At 75.5% G+C, this 23,244-nt stretch carries 23 protein-coding genes; 13 read left to right on the top strand and 10 right to left on the bottom strand.

Annotated elements, in window-relative coordinates; translation table 11 throughout:
* Nucleotides 1–15 precede the first annotated feature (15 nt).
* Entirely contained in the window at nucleotides 16–804 is a 789-nt protein-coding gene (locus tag FHX36_RS02985) for an IclR family transcriptional regulator (RefSeq protein ID WP_181428624.1), read from the bottom strand.
* Between the two features lie 181 nt (nucleotides 805–985).
* Here FHX36_RS02985 and FHX36_RS02980 point away from each other — a divergent pair, with 181 nt between their 5' ends.
* From FHX36_RS02980 to FHX36_RS02950, 7 genes are read left to right on the top strand one after another with little or no spacing between them, the layout of a single operon-like run.
* Complete coding sequence (locus FHX36_RS02980; RefSeq protein WP_110550766.1) at nucleotides 986–1,906, top strand: DUF6282 family protein; 921 nt, start codon at nucleotides 986–988, stop codon at nucleotides 1,904–1,906.
* Complete coding sequence (gene kce, locus FHX36_RS02975) at nucleotides 1,906–2,847, top strand: 3,5-dioxohexanoate:acetyl-CoA acetone transferase (protein WP_110550765.1); 942 nt, start codon at nucleotides 1,906–1,908, stop codon at nucleotides 2,845–2,847. Before FHX36_RS02980 ends, kce begins: the two co-directional genes overlap by 1 nt.
* Nucleotides 2,844–3,755: a hypothetical protein gene (locus FHX36_RS02970; protein WP_110550764.1), complete on the top strand. Its 912-nt coding sequence runs from the start codon at nucleotides 2,844–2,846 to the stop codon at nucleotides 3,753–3,755. Before kce ends, FHX36_RS02970 begins: the two co-directional genes overlap by 4 nt.
* Nucleotides 3,752–4,552 carry an HpcH/HpaI aldolase family protein gene (locus FHX36_RS02965; RefSeq protein ID WP_110550763.1) on the top strand — a complete coding sequence of 267 codons (801 nt, stop codon included), beginning with the start codon at nucleotides 3,752–3,754 and terminating at the stop codon, nucleotides 4,550–4,552. The genes FHX36_RS02970 and FHX36_RS02965 overlap by 4 nt, the downstream gene beginning before the upstream one ends.
* Nucleotides 4,549–5,304: an SDR family NAD(P)-dependent oxidoreductase gene (locus FHX36_RS02960; protein ID WP_110550762.1), complete on the top strand. Its 756-nt coding sequence runs from the start codon at nucleotides 4,549–4,551 to the stop codon at nucleotides 5,302–5,304. The genes FHX36_RS02965 and FHX36_RS02960 overlap by 4 nt, the downstream gene beginning before the upstream one ends.
* A complete protein-coding gene (locus FHX36_RS02955; RefSeq protein WP_146251509.1) occupies nucleotides 5,297–6,535 on the top strand; it encodes an iron-containing alcohol dehydrogenase in 1,239 nt (412 codons plus the stop codon). The genes FHX36_RS02960 and FHX36_RS02955 overlap by 8 nt, the downstream gene beginning before the upstream one ends.
* On the top strand, nucleotides 6,532–7,971 hold the full coding sequence (locus FHX36_RS02950) for an NAD-dependent succinate-semialdehyde dehydrogenase (protein ID WP_343056560.1): 1,440 nt from the start codon (nucleotides 6,532–6,534) through the stop codon (nucleotides 7,969–7,971). The genes FHX36_RS02955 and FHX36_RS02950 overlap by 4 nt, the downstream gene beginning before the upstream one ends.
* Before the next feature lie 26 nt (nucleotides 7,972–7,997).
* Here the strand turns inward: FHX36_RS02950 and FHX36_RS02945 are convergent, their stop codons facing one another.
* The 6 genes from FHX36_RS02945 to aztA form a co-directional block, all read right to left on the bottom strand.
* Complete coding sequence (locus FHX36_RS02945) at nucleotides 7,998–8,696, bottom strand: ATP-binding cassette domain-containing protein (RefSeq protein ID WP_183513477.1); 699 nt, start codon at nucleotides 8,694–8,696, stop codon at nucleotides 7,998–8,000.
* Nucleotides 8,690–9,673, bottom strand: a complete 984-nt coding sequence (locus tag FHX36_RS02940) for an ABC transporter ATP-binding protein (protein WP_110553322.1) — start codon at nucleotides 9,671–9,673, stop codon at nucleotides 8,690–8,692. The genes FHX36_RS02945 and FHX36_RS02940 overlap by 7 nt, the downstream gene beginning before the upstream one ends.
* Entirely contained in the window at nucleotides 9,670–10,491 is an 822-nt protein-coding gene (locus FHX36_RS02935; RefSeq protein WP_110553321.1) for an ABC transporter permease, read from the bottom strand. Before FHX36_RS02935 ends, FHX36_RS02940 begins: the two co-directional genes overlap by 4 nt.
* The gene (locus FHX36_RS02930) at nucleotides 10,484–11,533 is read right to left on the bottom strand and encodes an ABC transporter permease (RefSeq protein WP_258372919.1); all 1,050 of its coding nucleotides are present in this window, start codon (nucleotides 11,531–11,533) and stop codon (nucleotides 10,484–10,486) included. The genes FHX36_RS02935 and FHX36_RS02930 overlap by 8 nt, the downstream gene beginning before the upstream one ends.
* Nucleotides 11,515–13,137 (bottom strand): ABC transporter substrate-binding protein, encoded by a 1,623-nt coding sequence (locus tag FHX36_RS02925; protein WP_220036029.1) that lies wholly within the window; start codon nucleotides 13,135–13,137, stop codon nucleotides 11,515–11,517. Before FHX36_RS02925 ends, FHX36_RS02930 begins: the two co-directional genes overlap by 19 nt.
* 140 nt (nucleotides 13,138–13,277) lie before the next feature.
* A complete protein-coding gene (gene aztA / locus FHX36_RS02920) occupies nucleotides 13,278–13,943 on the bottom strand; it encodes a zinc ABC transporter ATP-binding protein AztA (RefSeq protein WP_220036028.1) in 666 nt (221 codons plus the stop codon).
* Nucleotides 13,944–13,992: 49 nt separating this feature from the next.
* Here aztA and aztB point away from each other — a divergent pair, with 49 nt between their 5' ends.
* The 4 genes from aztB to aztD are packed head-to-tail and all read left to right on the top strand — an operon-like array spanning nucleotide 13,993 to nucleotide 18,268.
* Nucleotides 13,993–14,808 carry a zinc ABC transporter permease AztB gene (aztB, locus tag FHX36_RS02915; protein ID WP_110553320.1) on the top strand — a complete coding sequence of 272 codons (816 nt, stop codon included), beginning with the start codon at nucleotides 13,993–13,995 and terminating at the stop codon, nucleotides 14,806–14,808.
* A gap of 31 nt (nucleotides 14,809–14,839) precedes the next feature.
* The gene (locus tag FHX36_RS02910) at nucleotides 14,840–16,081 is read left to right on the top strand and encodes an ABC transporter (RefSeq protein ID WP_183513476.1); all 1,242 of its coding nucleotides are present in this window, start codon (nucleotides 14,840–14,842) and stop codon (nucleotides 16,079–16,081) included.
* Nucleotides 16,078–16,986, top strand: coding sequence for a zinc ABC transporter substrate-binding protein AztC (aztC, locus tag FHX36_RS02905; protein ID WP_110554028.1), 909 nt, complete (start codon nucleotides 16,078–16,080; stop codon nucleotides 16,984–16,986). Before FHX36_RS02910 ends, aztC begins: the two co-directional genes overlap by 4 nt.
* 43 nt (nucleotides 16,987–17,029) lie before the next feature.
* Nucleotides 17,030–18,268, top strand: coding sequence for a zinc metallochaperone AztD (gene aztD / locus FHX36_RS02900; RefSeq protein WP_110554029.1), 1,239 nt, complete (start codon nucleotides 17,030–17,032; stop codon nucleotides 18,266–18,268).
* A 49-nt stretch (nucleotides 18,269–18,317) separates the two neighbouring features.
* On the opposite strand, the gene FHX36_RS02895 is transcribed toward aztD, so the two are convergent.
* The gene (locus FHX36_RS02895; protein WP_110554030.1) at nucleotides 18,318–19,556 is read right to left on the bottom strand and encodes a 3-deoxy-7-phosphoheptulonate synthase; all 1,239 of its coding nucleotides are present in this window, start codon (nucleotides 19,554–19,556) and stop codon (nucleotides 18,318–18,320) included.
* A gap of 81 nt (nucleotides 19,557–19,637) precedes the next feature.
* Between FHX36_RS02895 and FHX36_RS02890 the strand changes: the two genes are divergently transcribed.
* Nucleotides 19,638–20,207 carry a hypothetical protein gene (locus FHX36_RS02890; RefSeq protein ID WP_183513474.1) on the top strand — a complete coding sequence of 190 codons (570 nt, stop codon included), beginning with the start codon at nucleotides 19,638–19,640 and terminating at the stop codon, nucleotides 20,205–20,207.
* Nucleotides 20,208–20,221: 14 nt separating this feature from the next.
* Here the strand turns inward: FHX36_RS02890 and FHX36_RS23770 are convergent, their stop codons facing one another.
* On the bottom strand, nucleotides 20,222–21,331 hold the full coding sequence (locus tag FHX36_RS23770; protein ID WP_343056559.1) for a transglycosylase family protein: 1,110 nt from the start codon (nucleotides 21,329–21,331) through the stop codon (nucleotides 20,222–20,224).
* A gap of 148 nt (nucleotides 21,332–21,479) precedes the next feature.
* Nucleotides 21,480–22,352: a formyltetrahydrofolate deformylase gene (gene purU / locus FHX36_RS02880; RefSeq protein ID WP_110552055.1), complete on the bottom strand. Its 873-nt coding sequence runs from the start codon at nucleotides 22,350–22,352 to the stop codon at nucleotides 21,480–21,482.
* 255 nt (nucleotides 22,353–22,607) lie between these two features.
* On the opposite strand from purU, the gene FHX36_RS02875 reads away from it, so the two are divergent.
* Complete coding sequence (locus FHX36_RS02875; protein WP_309147307.1) at nucleotides 22,608–23,237, top strand: putative quinol monooxygenase; 630 nt, start codon at nucleotides 22,608–22,610, stop codon at nucleotides 23,235–23,237.
* Nucleotides 23,238–23,244 lie beyond the last annotated feature (7 nt).

Here is a 23,244-nt window from a genome sequence, read left to right as displayed (position 1 = left end):
GGAGCCCTTTCCGACTCAGCCGGCGACCATGGAGCCGAGCGTGGACGCCGCCTCCTGGAGGGCGTGGACCCGCTCCGCGGAGTCGGAGGGGTTGAGCATCGTGCTGGTGCCGATCAGCGCCATCGCCGCCTGGACGTCGTAGGTCGCCAGCACCGGGACGGCCACCGACGCGAGCCCGACCCGGTCGAGGTCGGCCCAGGCGAGCCGGTGCCGCCGGACGTCGTGCAGCGCCTGCCGCTCGACCGCGGCCTGCGCCTCGGTGAGCGTCGCGTGCGCCCGGGTGACCGCGCGCGGGTCGGACTGGAAGGCCAGCAGCACCCGGGTCTGCGCCGCCTTCACCTCGAGCACCGTGCCGACCCGGACGGTGAGCAGGATCGTGGTCTGCTGCGGCTCCTCGACCAGCGTGACCACGGCGCCGGTGCGACCGAGGAAGCTGAGCACGCTGGTCAGGCCGGTGGTGTCGGCCAGCTGGCGCATGATCGAGGGCGCGAAGGTGATCAGCTGCTGGCGCACCGAGACCAGGGCGGACAGCTGGTCCAGCAGCGGCCCGGGGCCGGCGCTGGCGCTGAGGAACCCGGCCTGCTGCAGCGACTGCAGGTAGCGGTGCGCGGTCGTGCGGTTGAGGCCGAGCCGCTCGGCGACCAGGGGCGCGGTCAGCCGGCGGGTGTCCTGGTCGAGCAGCGCCAGCACGTTGGCCGCCCGGTCGATCGCCTGGATGAGCGCCCGCTCTGGGTCGGCGACCACCGGGGTGCGGCCCGCCGGCGGTGCCGGCGGGGCCTGCTGGCCGCGGACGGCGACCTCCATGTGCTGCTCCTCCCGCGAGCGCCCGGTGCGCTCTGCGTCACAGAGTGAAGCAGCCATGAGTTCAGGATGCAATCACCGATTTCGCATCATGAACATCAGGCCGTCGCAGTGCTGGACACGGCCGAGTCGCTGTGCATAGGTTGAACATCGACGTCACATCCCGAACACGAGGAGCGCCCCGATGGTCACCGCAGGCACCGCCGTCGAGCCGTCGCCGGCACTGTTGAAGGTCCTGGACGGCACGGTCGACCTGCACTGCCACTCCGGACCCAGCCCGTTCCCCCGCCGCCTCGACCACGTCGAGGCCTCCTACGAGGGCGCGCGGATCGGCATGCGGGCGGCCCTGGTGAAGTCGCACCACCACAACACCGTCATGGACCTGCTGGCCATGGGCCCGCGGCTGGCAGACGCGCCGACGCCGATGTACGGCGGCGTGGCGCTCAACTCCGAGGTGGGCGGGATGAACCCGTCGGCCGTCGCGGTGGCGATCAACATGGGCGGGAAGTGCGTCTGGGGCCCGACGGTCTCGGCGGCGCAGCACATCGAGGCCCACCGGCACGACGACGGCTTCCCGCACAACACCGGCAACCTCCACGAGACCGAGGTGTCGGTCTTCGACGCCTCCGGTGAGGTCTCCGAGCAGACCGACCTGGTCACCCGGCTGGTCGCCGACGCCGGGATCCTGCTCACCGGCGGGCACCTGGACGGCGACTCGATGGTCGCCTTCTTCGAGACCGCCAGCCGCAACGGGGTGACGCGGATGCTGGTCCACCACCCCGACTACATCATCAAGGCCTCCGACCAGGCGATCGAGAAGATGCTGAGCCTCGGCGCCTTCGTCGAGCACGAGCTGTCCATGTACGACCCGCGGGTGAAGGCGCCCGACTGGCCGATCGAGCAGCTCGTCGACTGGATCCGCAAGATCGGCCCGGAGCGGACCGTCATCGACTCCGACCTCGGCCAGGTGGGCAACCCGCTGCCGGTCGACGCCTACCTGCTGGTGGTCCAGCAGCTGCTCGACCACGGCATCCCCGCCGCCGACATCCGCCAGATGATCTGCCGGAACACCGCCTTCCTCCTCGGCCTGGAGGAGACCAGCTGATGCGCAAGGCCGAGAAGGTCGTCATCACGACCGCGGTCACCGGGTCGGTCAACGTCCCGTCGCAGAGCCCGTACCTGCCGCTGTCCGCCGACCAGGTGGTCGAGGCGGCGCTCGGTGCGATCGAGGCCGGGTCGGCCGTCGTCCACCTGCACGCCCGGCACCCCGACGGGCGGCCGGCCTGGGAGCCGGAGGTGTTCGAGCAGATCGTCCCGCGGATCACCGAGGCCACCGACGCGGTCGTCAACATCACCACCGGCGGCTCCTCGGCGATGACCATGGAGCAGCGGCTGGCCGGCGCGACCCGGTTCCAGCCGGAACTGGCCTCGATGAACATGGGGTCGATGAACTTCGTGTACTCGGGGATCGCCGACCGGGTCACCGACTGGAAGCACGACTGGGAGAAGCCGTACGTGCTCAACACGTACTCCCACCCGTTCGTCAACAGCTTCGACCGGATCGAGCACACCCTGCGCACGCTGGGCGCGACCGGCACCCGGTTCGAGTACGAGTGCTACGACATCGGCCACCTGTACTCGCTGGCCCACTTCGTCGACCGGGGCCTGGCCCCGACGCCGCTGCTGGTCCAGGGCGTGTTCGGCATCCTCGGCGGCATCGGGGCCGACCACGAGAACCTCGAGCACATGGTGCGGATCGCCGACAAGCTCTTCGGCGACGACTACTCCTTCTCCGCCTTCGCCGCGGGGCGGGACCAGATGCAGTTCGCCACCCACAGCGCCTGGCTCGGCGGGCACGTCCGCGTCGGGCTCGAGGACAGCCTGTGGCTGGGCAAGGGGCAGCTCGCGGAGACGAACGCCCAGCAGGTCACCAAGATCCGCGCCGTCGTCGAGGACCTCGGCAAGCAGATCGCCACACCGGACGACGCCCGCGCGATGCTCGCGCTGCGCGGACGCACCTCACCGAAGGGCAGTGCTCTCGCATGACCACCTACGCCGCCGACGACATCCGGTCCGGCCTGGCCACCGCCGCGCCGGTGCGGACCGTCGACCCCAGCACGCCGATCCGGCCGTCGCAGTGGATCGCCTTCCTCGAGCAGCCGCCGACCGGGACCGCGCCGAACGGCAGCCGCACGTGGGTCGCCCGCGCGGCGAACCTGGTGATCGCCTACACCGACGCCAAGGCCGGTGACGTGTTCACCCGCAGCGGCCAGCCCGACGAGTACTCGGTGCTGCTGTACTCCGACAGCGCCCCGGTGACCGTGACCGCGGGTGGGCGGACCGAGCAGGTCGCCGAGGAGGCGTTCGTCGTCGTCCCGCCCGGCGACAGCGAGGTGCGCGTCGACGCCGACGGCGTGCTGATCCGGCTGTTCTCCCCGCGGGCCGAGGACCTGGCGGCGGCCGCGGTCAACGCCGACGTCTACGCCGAGCCCGACCCGCGCGCCGCGCCGCTGGTGCCGTGGCCGGACCCGGTCGGCGGTTTCCGGCTCCGGGTCTACCGGCTGGCCGACACCCCGATCGCCGAGGGCCGGTTCGGCCGGATCTTCCGGACCACGAACGTGATGGTCAACTTCCTCGCCGAGGAGCCGGCCCCGCGCAACGTGCAGAAGCTGTCGCCGCACCACCACGACGACTTCGAGCAGGTCTCGCTGGCGGTCAAGGGCCGGTTCGTGCACCACATCCGCTACCCGTGGGGCCCGGACGCCACCCAGTGGCGCCCCGACGAGAGCCGCGAGATCCCCACCCCGTCGATCTGCGTCATCCCCCCGCCGACGGTGCACACCACCCAGGGCGTCGGGGACCACCAGCAGCTGATCGACCTCTTCTCCCCGCCGCGGGTCGACTTCTCCGCCTCCGGCTGGGTGCTCAACGCCGACGACTACCCGGCGGCGTGACCGGACCCCGGGCCAGCCTCTTCCGCGCCGCCCTCGCCGACGCCCGGGGGCCCGCCCTGGGCACCTGGGTGAAGATCCCGGCGACGGAGGTCGTGGAGCTGGTCGCGCTGGCCGGCTTCGACTTCGTCGTGATCGACCTGGAGCACTCCCCCATCGACCTGGAGTCGGCGTTCCGGCTGATCGGGACGGCGCTGCACACCGGCGTCTCCCCGATCGTCCGGGTGGCCGACCTGCATCCCGGCCTGGTGCAGCGGGTGCTCGACGCCGGCGCCGAGGGCGTGATGGTGCCGCACGTCGACACCCCGGAGCAGGCCCGGGCCGCCGCGGCGGCGGTGCGCTTCCCGCCGCTGGGCACCCGCGGGGTGGGCGCCACCAGCCGGGCCGGCGCGTGGGGCGCGCTCCCGCTGGCGGAGTACCTGCGCCGCGGCCAGGAGGAGGTCGTGCTGATCGCCCAGGTCGAGAGCGCCCTCGGCGTCGCGAACGCCGGGGAGATCGCCGCCGTCCCGGGTGTGGACGCGCTGCTGGTCGGTGCGGCCGACCTCTCGGTGAGCGAGGGGAAGACCCCGTCCGACCCGGACGTCGTCGCGCTGATCGCCTCTGCGATCGCGCAGGGCCGCGCCGCCGGGGTGCCGGTCGGCAACGCCGGGGCGGCCACCGCGGCCGCGGTGCGCGCGGCCGTCGACACCGGTTTCACCTTCACCATGCTCAGCAACGACGCCACCCTGCTCGGCTCCGCCGCCCGGGCGGCGGTCGACGCGGGCCGCAGCGTGACCTTCCACGACGAGGAGACGAGATGAGCGACCCCCTGGCCGGCACGGTCGTGCTGGTCGTCGGCGCGAGCGCCGGGATCGGTGCGGACACCGCGCGGGTGCTGGCCGCCGACGGCGCGAGCCTGATGCTGGTGGCCCGGAACGAGGGCCCGCTGGCGGCGCTCACCGAGGAGCTGCAGGCCGCGGGCCACGACGTCGCCTGCACCACCGGTGACGTCTCCTCCGCCGACGACGTCGCGCGGTTCGTCGGCGCGACCGTCGCCCGGTTCGGCCGGCTCGACGGTGCGTTCAACAACGCCGCGATGACCCAGGCCGGCCGGCTGGACCAGGTGCCGGAGGCCGACTTCGACCAGCTCATGGCGGTGAACGTGAAGGGCACCTGGCTGTGCCTGCGGGAGGAGGTCCGGGTGATGGAGGCCCAGGGCTCCGGCTCGATCGTCAACGTGAGCAGCATCGGCGGGCTGCGCGGCAGCTCGGGCATGGGCGCCTACCAGGCCAGCAAGCACGCGGTCATCGGGCTCACCCGCACCGCCGCGCACGACGTGGGGCCGCTCGGCATCCGGGTGAACGTCGTCGCCCCCGGGCCGACCGAGACGCCGATGCTGCAGAAGACCCGGGAGGCGATCCCGGGCGGGGTCGAGGCCCGGATCGCTGCGACGCCGCTGCGCAAGGCCGGCACCGGCCCGGAGGTCGGCAACGTGGTGTCCTTCCTGCTCAGCGACCGGGCCAGCCACCTGTCCGGCGTGGTCCTGCCGGTGGACGGTGGGTTCGTTGCCTGAGCAGACCGGCATGCAGATCGGCACGCTGCGGCTGCCCGCCCGGGTGCACGTGGGCTGGGGCGCCCGGGCCCAGCTGCCCGAGGTCGTCGGCCTGCACGGCCGCCGCGCGCTCGCCGTCGTCGACCCGTTCCTGGTCGGCACCCCGGTGCTCACCGAGACCGTCGAGGCACTGACGGCGGCCGGCATCGAGGTGCGGGTCTACGCCGACATCACCCCCGAGCTGCCCGTCGACACCCTCACCGCCGCCGCGGAGGTCGCCCGGGAGTACGGGGCCGACGTCATCGTGGCCATCGGCGGCGGGAGCGCGCTGGACGCCGCCAAGGTCGTGGCCCTGCTGTCCCGCTTCGACGGCCCGCTGTCCGGCTACTACGGCGAGAACCTGGTGCCCGGGCCGGTCGTGCCGATCGTCGCGGTGCCCACCACCGCCGGCACCGGCTCGGAGGTGACCCCGGTCGCGGTCGTCTCCGACCCCGACCGGGAGCTCAAGGTGGGCATCTCCAGCCCGTTCCTGGTCCCGGTCGCCGCGATCGTCGACCCGGAGCTGACGGTCGGCGCGCCCCCGAGCGTGACGGCGTTCTCCGGCATCGACGCGCTGGTGCACGCCGTGGAGTCGTACACCGCCCGCGAGCTGGACGTCGACTGGTCCGCGCCGCAGCCGGTGTTCACCGGCCGCAACGCGCTGATCGAGCCGATCGCGCTGCAGGCGGCCGCGCACCTGGGGCCGTGGCTGCCGGTCGCCGTCCGGGAGCCGGGCAACCGGCAGGCCCGCTCGGAGGTCGCCCGCGGGGCGCTGCTGGGCGGCATCGCGTTCGGCTCGACCGGCACCCACCTGTGCCACGCGCTGCAGTACCCGATCGGTGCGCTGACCAAGACCCCGCACGGGCTCGGCACCGGGCTGGTGCTGCCCTACGTGCTCGACCTGCTCCGGCAGGACGCCGGCACGGCGGCCCGGATCGCCGCCCTCGGCGCGGCGCTGGAGGGCATCCCGGCGGACGAGGCGTCGGCCGAGCGCACCCTCGCGCGGGTCGTGGCGATCAACGCCGAGATCGGCGTCCCGACCGACCTGGCCGCCATCGGCCTGACCCGCGACCAGCTGCCGCACGTCGCCGACCTCGCGCTGCGCTCGGCCCGACTGCTGGCCATCGCACCCGTCGACCCCACCCGGGAGCTGCTGCTCGAGGTCCTCGAGCACGCCCTCGCCGGCACCCTCACCGATCGGAGCCCCGCGTGACCCCGCCCGCCGACCTGCAGACCGACCTGTTCATCGACGGGCAGTGGCGGCCCGGCTCGGACGGCCGCCGCTTCGACGTCGTCGACCCGTCGGACTCCTCGGTCATCGCCCACTTCGCGATCGCCACCGAGGCCGACTGCCACGCCGCCGTGGACGCCGCGGCCGCCGCGCAGGAGGCCTGGGCGGCGACCGCGCCGCGGGAGCGCAGCGAGCTGCTGCGCGCCGCGTACGACGTGCTGACCGACGAGGTCGAGCACTTCGCCGCGCTGATGGTGCGGGAGAACGGCAAGTCCTGGGGCGACGCCATGGGCGAGGCCGGCTACGCCAAGGAGTTCTTCCGCTGGTTCGCCGAGGAGGCGGTGCGGGTGCCCGGTGACTACCGGCTCTCCCCCGCCGGTGACAAGCGGATCGTGGTCGACCGGCAGCCGATCGGCGTCTCGCTGCTGATCACGCCGTGGAACTTCCCCGCCGCCATGGCGACCCGCAAGCTCGCCCCGGCACTGGCCGCCGGCTGCACCACGATCCTCAAGCCCGCCCGCGAGACGCCGCTGACCGCCGCCTACGTCGTCGACGTGCTCCGCCGGGTCGGGGTGCCGCGCGGCGTGGTGAACCTGGTGACGCCGGTGCCCACCGGCCCGCTGGTGAAGGCGATGGTCGACCGGCCCGAGGTGCGCAAGCTGTCGTTCACCGGGTCGACCGAGGTCGGCCGCGAGCTGCTGCACGCCTGCGCGGACAGCGTGGTCAGCGCCTCGATGGAGCTCGGCGGCAACGCCCCGCTGATCGTGCTGCCCGGCGCCGACCTGGACGCCACCGTCGAGGGCGCCCTGCTGGCGAAGATGCGCAACGGCGGCTCGGCCTGCACCGCCGCCAACCGCTTCTACGTGCACAGCTCGCTGCACGACGAGTTCGTCGCCCGGATGGACGCCGCGCTGGGGGAGGTCGCCGTCGGCCCGGGGCTCGACCGCGGCAACGACCTCGGGGCGCTGGTGTCGGTGCACGAGCGCGACAAGGTCGCCGAGCTGGTCGACGGCGCGGTGGCCGCGGGGGCGACCGTCGTCCGGGGCGGCACCTCCTCGGCCGAGGGCGCGTTCTACGACGCCACGCTGCTCACCGGTGTGCAGCACGGGTCGACGATCAACCGGACCGAGATCTTCGGCCCGGTGACCGCGGTGGTGCGGTTCGACGACGTCGACGAGGCGGTCCGGATGGCCAACGACACGGTCTACGGGCTGATGGCCTACGTGTTCGGCGAGGAGCGGGCGGCGATGGCGGTCGCCCGCCGGCTGGAGGCCGGGATGGTCGCGGTCAACCGCGGCGTGGTGAGCGACCCGGCCGCGCCGTTCGGCGGGGTCAAGCAGAGCGGGCTGGGCCGGGAGGGCAGCTCCGAGGGCATCCTGGAGTTCCTCGAGCAGAAGTACATCGCGCTGACCGCCTGACCGGCGCGGTCGCCGGGGCCGGCAGCTCAGCCGGCCCCGGTGACCGCCGCGGAGCCGGCACCGGGCAGGCGCACGGTCCGGTCGGCCCAGGCGCCGAGCAGGTCCTCGTCGTGGCTGACGGCCAGCACGCCCAGCCGGCCGGCCGCGACGTCGGCGGAGACGGCGGCGACCAGCGACGCCGCGGTCGAGGCGTCGAGCATGGCGGTCATCTCGTCGCAGACCAGGTAGCGCGGCTGCTGGGCCAGCGCCCGGGCCAGGCAGGCGCGCTGCAGCTGACCGTCGCTGACCTCGTGCGGACGGCGGGTGAGCAGGTCCGCGGTGAGGCCGACCCGCTCCGCCAGCTCGCGCACCCGCCGTTCGCGCGCGCCCGCCCCGGCCCGGCCGGCGGTCGTGGTGCCGCGCACCCGCAGCGGCTCGGCGACCACCGCGGCCAGCGTCAACCGCGGGTCGACCGACAGCCGCGGTGACTGGAAGACCATGCCCACCGCGGTGCGCAGCTCCCGCTGCGTCCGGTACCGCACTCCGGCCGGCGCGACGCCGTCGACCCGCACCGCCCCCACCCACGGGGCGAGCAGCAGCGCCAGCACGCGGGCCAGGGTGGACTTGCCGCTCCCGCTGGGCCCGGCCAGCCCGACCACCTCACCCGGCGCCACCGCGAGGCTCACCCCGTCGAGCACCGGCTCCCCCGGGGCGTGTCCGACGACCACCCCGGCCGCGGTCAGCACGGCCGCACCCCGACCAGGGCCGGGAGCGGGCGGCAGCGCGCCGACCGGCTGCCGGCGGCGTGCAGCCTGCCGCCGTCGCAGGCCCCGGCGTCCGGACGGCGCCGGTGGTACGCGCACCCGTCCGGCGGGTCGGTGAGCTCCGGCGGTGCGCCCGGGATGGGCACCAGACCACCGGCGGGCAGCGCGCCCAGCAGGTCCCGGGTGTAGTCGTGCGCCGGCTCGTCGAGCACCGCGCGGGCCGGGCCGGTCTCCAGCAGCCGGCCGGCGTACATGACCGCGAGGTCGTCGGCCGCCCCCGGCGTGCGCAGCAGCGCGCCCAGGTCGTGGGTGATCAGGAGCACCGCGCAGCCGGCGTCGGCCACCTCGCGCAGCAGCGCCAGGGTCCGGTCCACCAGCGGCCGGTCCAGCCCGGCGGTCGGCTCGTCGGCCAGCACCACCTCCGGGTCGCCTGCCAGCGCCAGCGCGACCACCACCCGCTGGGCCATGCCCCCGGAGAGCTGGTGCGGGAACCGGTCCAGGTCGCCCGGGTCCAGGCCGGCCCGCTCCGCCAGCGCGTCGGCGCGGGCCCGCGGGTCGGCCCCCGGTGCCAGCTCGCGCACCGCCTCCTCGAGCTGGCTGCGGGCGGTGCGCACCGGGGTCAGCGAGGTGGCCGCCGACTGCGGCACCAGGGCGATCCGCCGTCCGCGGACCTGCGTGCCCAGCACCCGGGTGGGCGCGGCGAGCACCTCCACCGGCGGACCGCCGGTCAGCAGGGCCGACCCGGTGACCACCGCGGTGGCGGGCAGCAGCCCGAGCAGCGCCGAGGCCAGCACCGACTTGCCGCTGCCGCTCTCCCCCACCAGGGCGAGCACCCGGCCGGGGTGCAGGTCGAAGGAGACCTCCGTCGCCGCGTGCACCACCGGCCCGGGCGCCCGCCGGCGGGCGGGGCGCAGCGGGAACCGGACCGTCAGGTCGCGCACCGCGAGCGTCGGGGTCATCGGGGCACCTCGACCCGCTGGGGCAGCGCGACCCGGTCACGCAGCGCCGAGCCGACCGCCGCCACCGCGAGGGTGGCGAGCACCAGGCCGAGCGCGGGGAAGGCCAGCGTCCACCAGCCGCCGAGCAGCAGCGAGCTGCGCGCCTCCTCCAGCAACGTGCCCAGGCTGGCCCGGTGCGGCGGCAGGCCGAGACCGAGGAAGCTCAGCGTCGACTCGTGCCAGACGGCGTGCGGCAGCAGCAGGACCGCGGCGACCAGGGCCTGCGGCAGGGCCGCGGGCAGCAGGTGCCGGTGCACGACCCGCCACCGGGTGGCCCCGCCCAGCACCGCGGCGTCGACGTGCGGCCGGTCGCGCAACGACAGCACCTCGGCCCGGACGACGCGGGCCACCTGGGTCCAGTGGGTCAGCGCGATCGAGGCGACGACCGCGACCAGGCTGCCGCGGAACAGCGCCACCAGCACGATCCCCAGCAGCAGGTGCGGTACCGCGTTCACCCCGTCGACCACCCGCATGGCCAGCCGGTCGGCCCAGCCGCCGGCGACCCCGGACAGCGCCCCGACCAGCGCACCGATCACCGTGGACAGCACCGCGCAGACCGCCGCGATCAGCAGCGAGACCCGCAGGCCCGCCGCAGTGCGGACGAACAGGTCGCGGCCGGCGGAGTCGGTGCCGAACGGGTGGTCGGCCGAGGGTGCCTGGCGGGCCGCGGCGAAGTCGGTCACCCGGTCGTCGACCCCGGCCACCGCCGGCACCAGGACGGCGTAGGCGGCCAGCACCGCGAGCACGGCCAGCCCCAGCACGAGCCGTCGGTCAGCCATCCGCGGCCACCCGGGGGTCGAGCAGCACGTAGGCCACGTCGGCGACCAGCGAGCCGACCAGCACGGCGACGGTGGTGAGCACGGTGAGGAACGCCAGCAGCGGGAAGTCCAGCTCGGTGGCCGAGGTGACCACCGCCTGCGCCAGCCCCGGCCAGCTGAAGACCTCCTCGACCAGCACGGCACCGACCACCAGCTCGGGCAGCCGGGCACCCAGCAGGGTGGCGAACGGCAGCAGGGCGGTGGGCAGCGCGTGCCGCAGGACGACGGTGCGCTCGGCCAGCCCCCGGGAGCGCGCCCCGGCCACGTGGTCCTCCCCCAGCGACCGCAGCAGCGACTGGCGCACGTTGAGCAGCAGCCACGGCAGCTGCGACAGCGCGAGCACCAGCGCGGGCAGCACCAGGTGCCGGGCGACCTGCCCGGCGGTGAGCTCCGCGCCCGCGTCGGTCAGCCCGGCCACCGGCAGCCAGGACAGCGCGACGCCGAACACCGCGACCCCGCCGAGCGCCACCACGAAGGGCGGCAGCCCCTGCAGCAGCAGGCAGCCCGGCGTCACCAGCCGGTCGACCCAGCCGCCGCGACGGGCCGCGGTCCAGGTGCCCAGGACCAACGCCAGGACGACGGCCGCCAGCAGCGCGACCGCCACCAGCAGCAGGGTCCAGGGCAGCCGCTCGGCCAGCACCTGCGCCACCGGCTGCCCGAAGGACCGCGACGTCCCCAGGTCACCGGTGACCAGGTCGCCCAGCCAGCCCAGGTACTGCGCCGGCCATGGCCGGTCGGTGCCCAGCTGGGCGGCGATCTCGTCCTGGGTGGCCTGGCTGGCGGTGAGGTAGCGGTCGCCGAGGTACCCGGCCAGCGGGTCGAACGGCGAGGCCGCCGCCGCCGCGAACACCCCGGCCGACACGGCCAGCACGACGGGCACCGCGTGCAGCAGCCGCCGTCCGGCCATCCGGGCCGCGGCCGCCCGGCGCGAGGACGGCTGCCCGCCCGGGCGCTGCGCCCCGGGAGCGTCCAGCAGCGCGGCCGTCACCCGGCGCGCCGCCACTCGCGCACGTTCCACCACGGGCCCCAGCTCACCCCGTGCGAGTGCGGCTCGAGCACCTCCTCGGCGCCGGTCCAGCCGCCGTCCCGCACCACGTAGACGTGCTCCAGGAAGACCAGCACCACCGCGGGCGGGTCGGCGACGAACTCGCGCTGCACGGAGCGGTAGGCCGCCGTCCGGACCGCCGGGTCGCTGCTCCGCCGGCCCGCGTCGAGCGCGGCGTCCACCTCGGGGTCGACGTGGTCGCTCGGGTTGTCGAACGGGCCGCCGACGCCGTCGCGGGTGTAGACCGAGTGCAGCGCCGCGTACAGCAGGGTGTCCGGGTCGTAGGGGACGTCCCCGCCGCCCAGCAGGCCGGCGTCCACCGGGATCCGCGGGCGGAACTGCGGCCGGTCCACCGCCTCGAGGTCGACCTCCACCCCGACCGCCAGGGCGTCGGAGGCGAAGGCCTGCGCCAGGTCGCGGCGCAGCGTCTCCTCCGGGAAGTACATCAGCGTGAACTCCGCCCGGACACCGTCGCGCACCCGGACGCCGTCCGGCCCGGGCACCCAGCCGGCGGCGTCGAGCAGCTGCCGGGCCCGGTCGGGGTCGTGGTCGAACGTGGCGGCGGGCTCGAAGGCGTCGCCGAGCACCTCGGGGACCGGCGTGGACGCGGGGACGCCGTGCCCGCCGAGGATCGAGGCCACCATGGCGTCCCGGTCGACGGCGTGGTTGAGCGCGAGCCGCACGGCCGGGTCACCGGTCACCGGGTCGCCGGCCGGCAGCGAGACCGAGCGGGTGTCGGCGCTGGGGTGGCCCACCACCGTGAGCCCGTCGGTGCCGGCCAGGGTGTCGGCCAGCAGCGGGGGCAGCGTCGTGCCGTCGAACTCACCCCCGGCCATCCGCTGGGCCCGGGTGTTGTCATCGGGCACGTACACGACGACGAGCTCGCCGACCTCGGGCTCGCCGTCCCAGTACCCCGGGTTGGCGGTGTAGACGGTGCGGTCACCGCGCCGCTCGGCGAGCAGGTACGGGCCGGTGCCGACCGGCTCGGTGTTGAGCGGGCTCTCCTCGGCCGGGCCGGGGGTCGCCAGCGCCTCGGCCGGTGCGATGCCGAGCAGCAGCTTGGTCGGGAACGGCGCGTACGGGTACGCCAGCCGGAACTGCACGGTCAGCGGGTCGGGTGCGGTGACCTCGGCGACCATCGCGTAGTTCGTGGCGATGGGCGAGGCCAAGACCGGGTCGAGCACCGCCCGGTAGGTGGCCACCACGTCCTCGGCGCCGAAGGTGGTGCCGTCGGAGAAGCGGACGCCCTCGCGGAGCGGGACGGTCCACGTCGTGCCGGCGGCGTCGGCCGAGGGCAGCTCTGCGGCCAGCGCGGGCTCCAGCTCGGGCAGCCCGGATCCACCGGCCAGCCGGACCAGCCCGTCGTAGACCTTGGAGGCGCCGGTCTCGCCGTGGCCGGCGACCGGGTTGAACGCCTCCGGCTCGTAGGCGTCGGCCAGCACCAGCCGCGCCACCTCGGCCGGGTCGTCACCGGCCGAGCCGGGGGCCGTGCAGCCGGTGAGCACGGCGAGGGCGGCCAGGCCGGCCCCGAGCAGAGCGGGTCGGGCGTGGTGCGGGGTCACGCAGGGGCTCCGTTCCGACGGCCCACCCTGGGCAGCCTTGTTGCGAACTCGTGGCAAGAAGCTAGTTGTTGCACACGCGTTGCAACAAGGCGGCCCGGCGACGACCGGGTGAACACCCGCCGGCCGCTCCCGGCCCGGGGTCAGCCGGCCGGCAGCGACGCCGTGGTCCGGTCGCCGTCGACCCGCCCGGCCACCAGGGTCAGCACCCGGTCGGCGCGGTCGACGGCGGCCCGCTCGTGGGTCGCGTGGACGACGACGGCCCCACGCGCCGCCTCCTCGGCCAGCGCCGCCAGGACGACGGCCTGGGTGGCGGCGTCCACCCCGGCGGTCGGCTCGTCGACCAGCAGCAGGCCGGCCCGGGCGACCAGCCCCTGCGCCACGAGCGCCCGCTGCCGCTGCCCGCCGGACACCGCGGACAGCGGCACCCCGAGCACGCCGGTGAGCCCCAGCCGGTCGGCGCACTCGGCGACCAGCGCGTGGTCGGTGGCGCGCAGCCGCCGCCACCGGCCCAGCTCCCGCCAGCGGCCCATGGCGAGCGTGTCGCCCACCGTGACCGGCAGGTCGTCGGGCACGGCGCTGCGCTGCGGCACGTAGGCCACCGTCGTCCCGGCCGGCCGGTCCACCCGACCCGAGGTCGGCTCCAGCACCCCGGCGAGCACGTCGAGCAGCGTCGACTTCCCGGCGCCGTTGCCGCCGACGAGCGCGGTCACCGCGCCGGCCGGCAGCCGGGCGGACACCCCGTCCAGGGCCAGCACCTCGCCGCGCCGGACGGTGAGCCCCACGACGTCGACCTCGGCTCCCGGCACCGGACCAGGCTAGCAAGACTGAGAATCGTTCCCAGTACAGTCCTCCGGCATGGCCTGGCTGATCGACCCGTTCACGCTGCCCTTCATGCAGCGCGCCCTGCTCGGCGGGGTCCTCGCCGCGGCGATGTGCGCGGTGGTGGGCACCTGGGTCGTCGTCCGCGGGATGGCGTTCCTCGGCGAGGCGCTCGCCCACGGCATGCTCCCCGGGGTCGCGGTGGCCACCCTCGCCGGCTGGCCACCCGTGCTCGGCGCCGCGGTCAGCGCCGGGGTGATGAGCGTCGGGGTCGGTGTCGTCGCCCGCCGGGCCCGGCTGTCGGCCGATACGTCCATCGGGCTGCTGTTCGTCGGCATGCTGGCGCTCGGGGTGGTGATCGTCTCCCGCTCGCGGTCCTTCGCCACCGACGTCACCGCGATCCTCTTCGGCGACGTGCTGGCGATCCGCACGCCGGACCTGCTCGTCGTCGGCACCGCGCTGGTGGTGCTGGTCGGCGTCTGCGCGCTGTTCCACCGCTCGTTCCTGGCCCTGGCGTTCGACCGCCGGACCGCCGCCACGCTGGGCCTGCGCCCGCGGTCGACCCACGTCGTCATGGTGCTGACCGTCACCGCCGCCGTCGTCACCTCCTACCAGTCGCTGGGCTCGCTGCTGGTCGTGGCGCTGCTGCTCGCACCGGCCGCGGCGGCCCGCCAGTGGACCCGGCGGGTGCCCTCGACCATGGCGCTCGGTGCCCTCCTCGGGGCGCTGTCGGTGCTGGCCGGCCTGCTCCTGTCCTGGCACGCCGGCACCGCCGGCGGCGCCTCCATCGCAGCCTGCGCCGTCGGGTCGGTCGGCCTGTCCGTCGTGGCCCGCGCCGTCGTCCGCCGCTGAACCCCACCCGACCCGAACCGAGGAGCTCCTCGTGCCCCGCCCCCTGCCCCCGCCCGCCCCGCGCACCCGCTGGTCCGCACCGGTGGTCGCAGCCTGCGCCACCGCGCTGCTCGCCACCGGGTGCGCCGCCGACTCCGCCGCCGACTCCCCCGCCGGCACGACCGGGGCCGGACCGGCTCCCACCGGCGGTCACGGGTACGTCGCCGGGGCCGAGGAGCTCGGCGAGCCCCAGCTCCAGCTGACCCACCTGGACGAGGCGGGCTCGGTGCACGCCCTCGACCTGCTCACCGGCGAGTCCGCCCCGGTGGGCGAGGTCGGGCGCACCGACGCGGTGGCCAGCGACGGGCGGTTCCTGTTCACCTCGGGCCCGGCCGGCCGGCTCAGCGTCGTCGACACCGGCACCTGGACCGTGGACCACGGCGACCACGTGCACTACTACCGGGCACCGGCCCGCGTCGTCGGCACGCTGGCGTGGTCCGGGGAGGTGCGGGCGGCCTCCTCGGAGACGCTCACCGCGCTCTTCTCCCCCACTACGGGCGCGGGCGTGGTGCTCGACCGCGCGGCCCTCGGCCAGGGCGAGATCGAGACCGTCGCCACCTCGGCGGGCGTACCGCACGACGGCGCGCTGGTGCCCCTGGGCAGCCGGGTCGTCGCCACCGGACCGGCGTCGGTCGAGGTGCGGGAGGACGGCGGTGACCCCACCGGGACCGAGGCCCCCTGCACCGACCCGCGCGGCGGGGCGGCCACCCGGGTGGGGGTGGTCGTGTCCTGCGCCGACGGGGCCGTGCTCGCCACCGAGACCGCCGAGGGGGTGACCCTCGAGCGGATCCCCTACCCGTCGCCCGTCGCCGACGGGGACCGGGCGGTCTCGCTCGCCAACCGGGCCGGGCGGCCCGTGCTGGCCGCCCCCGCCGGGCAGCACGGCGTGTGGCTGCTGGACACCCGGGCCCGCAGCTGGCAGCTGGTGCCGACCGCCACGCCGTGGGCGCAGGCGGTCGCCGCCGACGACGCGCAGGACCGGGTGGTGGGCCTGGACACCGGCGGCCGCGTGGTCGTGCTGGAACCGGCCACCGGCGCCCTGGCCGCCACCGAGCCGCTGGTCGCACCCGACCAGGTTGCCGACGTCGTCCTGCAGGTGGACGCCGACCGGGCGTACCTGAACGTGCCGGACCAGGACCAGCTGGTGGAGGTCGACTACGCCGACGGCGCCCGGCTCGCGCGCACCTTCCCGACCGCGGTCACCCCGGACCACCTCGCGGAGACCGGGCGATGAGGGCACTCACCCGGACCGCCGCCGCCCTGCTGCTGACCGCCGGCGCGCTCGCCGGCTGCGGGGCCACCGCCGACGACCGGCCGCTGGTGGTGGTCACCACGAACGTCCTCGGCGACGTGGTGGGCGAGCTGGTGGGCGGGCAGGCCGAGGTGGTCGTGCTCATGCCCGACGGCGCCGACCCGCACTCGTTCGAGGTGTCGGCGCAGGAGGCCGCCCGGATGCGGGCCGCGGACCTGCTGGTGGCCAACGGCCTCGGCCTCGAGGAGGGGCTCGCCGTGCACGTGCAGGCGGCCCGCGACGACGGCGTGCCGGTGGTCGAGGCCGGCGACGCCGTCGACCCGGTCGAGTGGACGACCGAGGACGCCTCGGGGGTGGACCCGCACTTCTGGACCGACCCGCAGCAGATGGTCGCCGTCGTCGACGCGGTGTCCGAGGCGGTCGCCGAGCACGTCCCGGACGTCGACCTGGACCGGCTGGCGGCCGACACCGCGACCTACCGGGCCGAGGTCGAGGATCTCGACGCCTGGATGGGCGCCCAGTTCGAGCTCATCCCGGCCGAGCGCCGGGACCTGGTCACCAACCACCACGTCTTCGGCTACCTGGCGGCGCGGTTCGGCTTCACCGTCGTCGGTGCGGTCGTCCCGAGCGGCACCACGCTGGCCTCGCCGAGCGCGAGCGACCTCGAGGACCTGGCCGGGGCGATCCGGGAGGCCGGTGTCCGCACGGTGTTCGCCGACTCGTCGCAGCCGGACCGGCTCGTGCAGGTGCTGGCCGAGCAGGCCGGCGTCCAGGTGGCGGTCGTGCCGCTGTTCACCGAGTCGCTGACCGGCCCGGGCGGTGGCGCGGAGAGCTACCTGCAGATGATGCGCGCCAACACCGAGGACATCGTGGCCGGGCTGAGCTGACCCGCTGATGAGAATGAGAACGGTTCCCGTTAGAGTCGGTTCCATGACCACCACTCACCCCCGGCCCCGGGCCCGGCTGCTCGGCCTGGGCGCCGCCGGCCTGCTCCTGGTCGGCTGCTCCTCGAGCACCGACGCCGACGCCTCCGCCCCGTCCACCACCGCCACGGACACCGCCGCCGAGACGGTGCCCGCGCCGCAGCCCCGGCTCACGCTGACCTACGACGGCGGCCTGCTGGTGCTGGACGCCGAGACCCTCGACGTGGTCGGCGACCACGCGCTGGACGGGTTCCTCCGGGTCAACGCCGCCGGCGACGGACGGCACGCCCTGGTCACCACCGAGGAGGGCTTCCAGGTCCTCGATGCCGGCGTCTGGACCCAGGACGGCACCTCCTACGCCACCGACCCCGCCCTCACCGACGACGTGTTCGCGGCCGACACCGCCGGCCACGTCGTGGTGCACGGCGACCGCACGGTGCTCTTCGCCGACGGCACCGGCGACATCAGCTCCTTCCGCACCGAGGAGCTGCTCACCGCCGACGGGCTGCCGGAGACGCGCAGCTGGACGTCGGAGGCGGCGCACCACGGCGTCGCGATCGAGCTGGCCGACGGGTCGCTGCTGTCCACCCTCGGCGACGAGGAGTCGCGCACCGGCGTGCGGGTGCTCGACCCGTCCGGCGAGGAGGTGGCGCGGTCCGAGGACTGCCCGAACGTGCACGGCGAGGGCACCGTGCCCGGGGAGGTCGCGGTGTTCGGCTGCACCGACGGGGTGCTGCTCTACGACGGCGCCTTCACCAAGCTGACCGCGCCCGACGCCTACGGCCGCACCGGCAACGTCTTCACCACCGAGGACTCACCGGTGGCGCTGGGCGACTACAACGCCGACCCCGACGCCGAGGGCTACCTGCTCAGCCAGCTCGCGCTGATCGACACCGCCACGGCCACCCTGCGCGTCGTCCCGCTGCCGGCCGGCGTGCAGTACACCTTCCGCGACCTGGCGCGCGGCCCGGCGGGCGAGGCGGTGGTGCTCGGCACGGACGGCAGCCTGCACGTGCTCGACGAGCAGACCGGTGAGCTGCTCGCCAGCCACCCGGTCATCGCTCCCTGGGAGGGGCCGGCCGAGTGGCAGGACCCGCACCCGGCGGTCAAGGTGCACGACGGCACCGCCTACGTGACCGAGCCGGCCACCGACGCGGTGCACGCGGTCGACCTGGCCACCGGCGAGGTGCTGGCCACCGCCGAGCTGCCGGCCACGCCGAACGAGATCGCGGTCGTCACCGGCTGACGGTGCCCCGCGGCGGAGCTGCGCTCCCGGCGCAGCTCCGCCGTCGCGGTCAGCCGGCCGCGGTGCCCCGGCGGGCCCGGACGGCCGCGGCCAGCTCGGCCAGCAGCGCCTCGGTGGTCGGCAGGTCGACGCAGGCGTCGGTGACGCTCTTGCCGTACTCGAGTGCCTCCGGGTGCCGGCGGTCCAGGTCCTGCCGTCCGGCGACCAGGTTGCTCTCCACCATCACGCCGCGGATCGCCTGCTCGCCCCCGGCGACCTGCCCGGCGAGGTCGCGCACCACCTCGGCCTGGCGGCGGTGGTCCTTCTGGCTGTTGCCGTGCGAGGCGTCGACGACGACGACCTCCGGCAGCCCGCGGGCCGCCAGCGCCCGCTTGAGGTCGGCGACGTGCGCCGCGGAGTAGTTCGGGCCGTCCTTGGCGCCGCGCAGGATGACGTGGCCGGTGTCGTTGCCGGTGGTCGACAGCTGGGCGGTCACCCCGTGGGCGTCCACGCCGAGGAACTCGTGCGGGGCCCGGGCGGTCATCACCGCCTGGATCGCGGCGTCGATGCTGCCCTCCGGCGAGTTCTTGAAGCCGACGACGGAGGAGAAGCCGGACACCCGCTCCCGGGCCGTCTGGTCGGTGACGTTGCGCGCGCCCACGCCGTTGTAGGTGACCAGCCCGTTGACGTACTGCGGCGTCAGCGCGTTCAGCGGCTCGGCGGCCACCGGCACGCCCAGGGCGGTGATCGCGCGCATCAGCATCCGGGTGGCGACCAACCCGACGCTGATCCGGCTGGAGCCGTCCAGGAACGGGTCGTAGGCGAAGCCCTTCCAGTCCACCTCGGTCCGCGGCTTCTCCGTGTAGGTCCGCATCAGCACCTCGAGGTCGGCACCGTGCCGCTCGCGCATCCGGGCGAGGAAGCCGGCGTACTCCAGCGCCGCCGCCGGGTCGTGGATCGAGCAGGGCCCGGCGATGACGGCCAGCCGGTCGTCGCGGCCGGCCAGCACGTCGGTGACGGCGCGGCGCGCGTCCCGGGTGGTGGCGACCGAGGCCGCCGACAGCGGGACGACGGCCGCGACCGCTGCCGGGGTGACGACGACGCTGAGCCCGGTGATCCGCGCGTTCACCAGGCCGGCCAGGTCGCCCTCCGCCGCCGGCGCGACGCCCAGCCGCTGCTGCACGCCGGGCAGCAGCTCGGCCAGCGTCGCGTCGATCTGCGCGTTCACCCGGGTCTGGACCTCCAGCAGGTGGTCGGCGACCCGGGTCGCCTCGTCCAGCAGCTGGTCGGCCGTGGTGGGTGCGCTCATGCCACCAGTCTCGGTGCACGGGTCCGCGGCGCGGGCGCCGGGTGGCGCGCGTGCCCCGGCGCTACGGGGTACCGGCGCGGGATGAGCGGCAAGACGGCGGACGACTACGCGGACGACTACACCGACCCGGAGCTGCGGGCCCGGCTCAAGGAGGAGCTCGAGGCGGGTGACCGCGGCGGCCGGCCCGGCCAGTGGAGCGCCCGGAAGAGCCAGCTGCTGGTCACCGAGTACGAGCAGCACGGCGGCGGCTACCGGCACGAGGGCCGGCGGACGGAGTCGCAGGAGCACCTGCAGCAGTGGACCGGGCAGGACTGGCACACCGCCGACGGCAGCACCCGGGCCCGGGACGGCGGGGGCACCGCGCGCTACCTTCCCGACGCCGCCTGGCAGCTGCTCACCCCGGCCGAGCAGCGGGCCACCGACCGGGCCAAGCGGGACGCCGACGAGCAGCACGCGCCGAACACCGACGCGGCCCGGGAGGCCCGGGCCGCCGCCGAGCTGATCGACCTCCCCGCGGCCGAGGCGCGGGCCCGGGTGGCCGGGATGCACGGTGCGAGCCAGCTCGACCGGGCCCGGCGCGCCGAGGAGGAGCTGGGCCGGGGGCGGAAGACCGTGCTCCGGGAGATCGACCGGCAGCGCGACGCCGACTGAGCGGCCGGGTCAGCTCAGAGCAGCTTGCCGCAGGTCGGCCAGGCGCCCGCCCCCTGACCGGCCAGCACCTCCTCGCCCACCGCGATCTGCTGCTCCCGGCTGGCCAGGTCGGCACGCGAGGCGTAGGCGGTGCCGCCGTAGGCCGCCCACGTCGACTGGCTGAACTGCAGGCCGCCGTAGTAGCCGTTGCCGGTGTTGATGCTCCAGTTGCCGCCGGACTCGCAGCGGGCGACCGCGTCCCAGTCGTTCCCCGCGGCCGGCGGCGGGGCAGCCGGGGCGGGGGCGGCCGGCGCGGGCGCCGGGGCGCTCGCCGCGGGGGCGGGCCGGGTGCTCGGCGGCGGGCTCGCCGGGGCGGGCGGCGGCGCCTGCTCGGCCTTCCGGGCCTGCTCGGCCTGCAGCGCCACCACCGCGTCCCGCGCCGCCGCCAGCTCGGCCTGCACCGCGGCCTGCCGGGCCGCCAGCTCGGCCGCCTGCCGGCGGGCCTCCTGCGCCTGCCGCTCGGCGGCGGCCAGGTCGGCGGCGGCGCGCTGCGCGAGGTCCGCCGCCTCGGCCACCGCGGACTCGGCCGCGGCGGCGGCGTCGGCGGCCTGCTGCTGCGTGTCGGTGAGCCGGTCGGCGACCGCGGACCGGCTGCGCCCCACGGCGTCGAGGAGCGCGGCCCGCTCCAGCACCTGGGCCGGGTCGTCGGCGGTCAGCAGCGCCTGCAGGCCCGGCGAGGTGGTCGTGCCCATGTAGCTGTCCCGGGCGAAGTCGGCCACCGCCCCGCGGGCCACCGCTGCCTCCTGCTCAGCCTGCTGCGCGGCGCCGGCCGCGGTGGCCGCGGCGTCCTGGGCAGCGCGCTGACCGGACAGGCCCTCGTCGTAGCGCGCGCGGGCCGTCGCGGCGGCGGACTCGGCCGCGGTGATCGCCGCCTGCGCGTCGCCCAGCTCGGTGAGCGCCTGGCCCACCTGCGCGGCGGCGGCATCGGCGGCCTGCTGCGCGGCGCTGACCTGCTCGTCGGACGGCGCGGCACCGGCCGCGCCGGGCGCCAGGGACCACCCCAGCGTGCCGGCGATCGCGACGGCGGCCAGCCGGCCGGTCCACGATCGGGCCCGCGGTCCACCAGCTCGCGTCGGCTCCTGCACGCAGCGTCCCCCTCGTCGGCGGTTACGGTCCGGGACCGCCGCGGAGAGCGCCCTCGGCCCAGTGTGCCCCCGCCCGGCCTCCCCGGCCCGGCGGTTATGGCCCCGGCGGTCCCGGCTCAGCGTGCCCGGACCGGCCGACCGGCCGCCGTCACTCGAAGACGACCGTGCGGCTCCCGTGCACGAGCACCCGGTTCTCGGTGTGCCAGCGGACGGCGTGCGCCAGGGCCCGGGTCTCGGCCTCGCGGCCCCGGGCGGCGAGCTGCTCGGGGCTCAGCGAGTGGTCGACGCGGAGCATCTCCTGCTCGATGATCGGGCCCTCGTCCAGGTCCGCGGTGACGTAGTGGGCGGTCGCGCCGATGAACTTGACGCCGCGGGCGTGCGCCTGGTGGTAGGGCCGGGCGCCCTTGAAGCTGGGCAGCATCGAGTGGTGGATGTTGATCGCCTGGCCGGCCAGCTCGCGGCACAGCCCGTCGGAGAGGATCTGCATGTAGCGGGCCAGCACGACCAGGTCGACCTGCTCGGCGCGGACGATCTCCAGCAGCCGGGCCTCGGCCTCCGGCTTGGTGTCCCGGGTGACCGGCACGTGGTGGAACGGGACGCCGTAGAAGTCGGCGATGCCCTTCAGGTCCGGGTGGTTGGACACGATGGCGACCACGTCGAGGTGCAGCTCGCCGATGGAGTTGCGGAACAGCAGGTCGTTGAGGCAGTGCGCGTACTGGCTGACCATGATCAGCACCCGCTGGCGCACGGCGGTGTCGCTCATCCGCCAGCTCATGTCGAACCGGCCGGCGGTCTCCTCGAACGCCTGGCGCAGGTGGTCGAAGTCCAGCGGCTCGCCGTCGACGTGCGCGAACTCGACGCGCATGTAGAACATGCCGCTCGCCGGGCTGTCGAACTGGTGGCTCTCCAGGATGGTGCACCGTTCCTGCACGAGCAGGCCGGACACCGCGTGGACGATGCCCGGGGCATCCTGGCAGCTCAGCACCAGGACTCCGTGCTGGGCGTCAGCAGGCCGCGTCATCGGGTCTCCTCCTCCGGTCGGGTGCCCGAGGCCGGTCCGGCCTCAGCAGGTGGTGCCGTCGTGAACCTACGCAGCGAAACGGTGTGACGGGTACCGCAGATGACCTCTCCCGGCGTGCAGGAGGTGTGACCCAGGCCGCGACAATCGACGTAGGCCGGACCGGTCGTCCGTGACTGTCGCCCCCCGCCCGGCAGCGGGCACGCTGTCTGCTGCGCCACCGGCGTGGACGACGCCCCTGCTGCACCAGGAGGACGCATGGCCGACATGCACGCCCGGTCCACCACCATCCACGGCGACCCCGGCTCGGTCGGCGCGGCGACGGACTTCGTCCGCGACGAGGTCATGCCGGAGGTCCGGGCGATGGACGGCTGCGTCGGCCTGTCGATGCTGGCCGACCCCGCCTCGGGCCGGTGCATCGTGACCACCTCCTGGCGGGACGAGGCGGCGATGCGCGCCAGCCGCGAGGGCGTGCGCGCCTCGGCGCAGCGCACCGCGGAGATCCTCGGCGGGGAGCCGGAGCTGCAGGAGTGGGAGATCGCGGCGATGCACCGGGTGCTGGAGGCGCGGCAGGCGGCCCGCTCGCGGGTGACCTGGCTGCGCACCGCCCCCGACGCCGTCGACCGCGCCGTCGACGCCGTCCGGCTGTCGCTGATGCCCAAGCTCGACGACCTGCCGGGGTTCTGCAGCGTCAGCATCATGGTCCGACGGTCCGAGGGGCTGGCCGTCGCCGCCATCTCCTACGACAGCGACGACACGTTCGCGCAGGCCGGCGAGGGCGCGCGGGAGTTCCGCGACGAGTTCGCCCCCGCGATGGGCATCGAGGTGGTCGACAGCGCCGAGTTCGACGTGCCGATCGCGCACCTGCGGGTCCCCGAGACGACCTGAGCGGCCG

The organism is Modestobacter versicolor (assembly GCF_014195485.1).
GTDB lineage: Bacteria > Actinomycetota > Actinomycetes > Mycobacteriales > Geodermatophilaceae > Modestobacter > Modestobacter versicolor.
The sequence above is the reverse complement of the archived record's forward strand: the minus strand, read 5'-3'. Positions and strand labels throughout refer to the sequence as shown.

Excerpts from the sequence above, each read along its gene's own strand:
- FHX36_RS02985 (WP_181428624.1), bottom strand. The coding sequence starts at position 804 with ATGGAGGTCGCCGTCCGCGGCCAGCAGGCCCCGCCGGCACCGCCGGCG.
- FHX36_RS02980 (WP_110550766.1), top strand. The coding sequence starts at position 986 with ATGGTCACCGCAGGCACCGCCGTCGAGCCGTCGCCGGCACTGTTGAAG.
- kce (WP_110550765.1), top strand. The coding sequence starts at position 1,906 with ATGCGCAAGGCCGAGAAGGTCGTCATCACGACCGCGGTCACCGGGTCG.
- FHX36_RS02970 (WP_110550764.1), top strand. The coding sequence starts at position 2,844 with ATGACCACCTACGCCGCCGACGACATCCGGTCCGGCCTGGCCACCGCC.
- FHX36_RS02960 (WP_110550762.1), top strand. The coding sequence starts at position 4,549 with ATGAGCGACCCCCTGGCCGGCACGGTCGTGCTGGTCGTCGGCGCGAGC.
- FHX36_RS02940 (WP_110553322.1), bottom strand. The coding sequence starts at position 9,673 with ATGACCCCGACGCTCGCGGTGCGCGACCTGACGGTCCGGTTCCCGCTG.
- FHX36_RS02935 (WP_110553321.1), bottom strand. The coding sequence starts at position 10,491 with ATGGCTGACCGACGGCTCGTGCTGGGGCTGGCCGTGCTCGCGGTGCTG.
- aztB (WP_110553320.1), top strand. The coding sequence starts at position 13,993 with ATGGCCTGGCTGATCGACCCGTTCACGCTGCCCTTCATGCAGCGCGCC.
- aztC (WP_110554028.1), top strand. The coding sequence starts at position 16,078 with ATGAGGGCACTCACCCGGACCGCCGCCGCCCTGCTGCTGACCGCCGGC.
- aztD (WP_110554029.1), top strand. The coding sequence starts at position 17,030 with ATGACCACCACTCACCCCCGGCCCCGGGCCCGGCTGCTCGGCCTGGGC.
- FHX36_RS02895 (WP_110554030.1), bottom strand. The coding sequence starts at position 19,556 with ATGAGCGCACCCACCACGGCCGACCAGCTGCTGGACGAGGCGACCCGG.
- FHX36_RS02890 (WP_183513474.1), top strand. The coding sequence starts at position 19,638 with ATGAGCGGCAAGACGGCGGACGACTACGCGGACGACTACACCGACCCG.
- purU (WP_110552055.1), bottom strand. The coding sequence starts at position 22,352 with ATGACGCGGCCTGCTGACGCCCAGCACGGAGTCCTGGTGCTGAGCTGC.
- FHX36_RS02875 (WP_309147307.1), top strand. The coding sequence starts at position 22,608 with ATGGCCGACATGCACGCCCGGTCCACCACCATCCACGGCGACCCCGGC.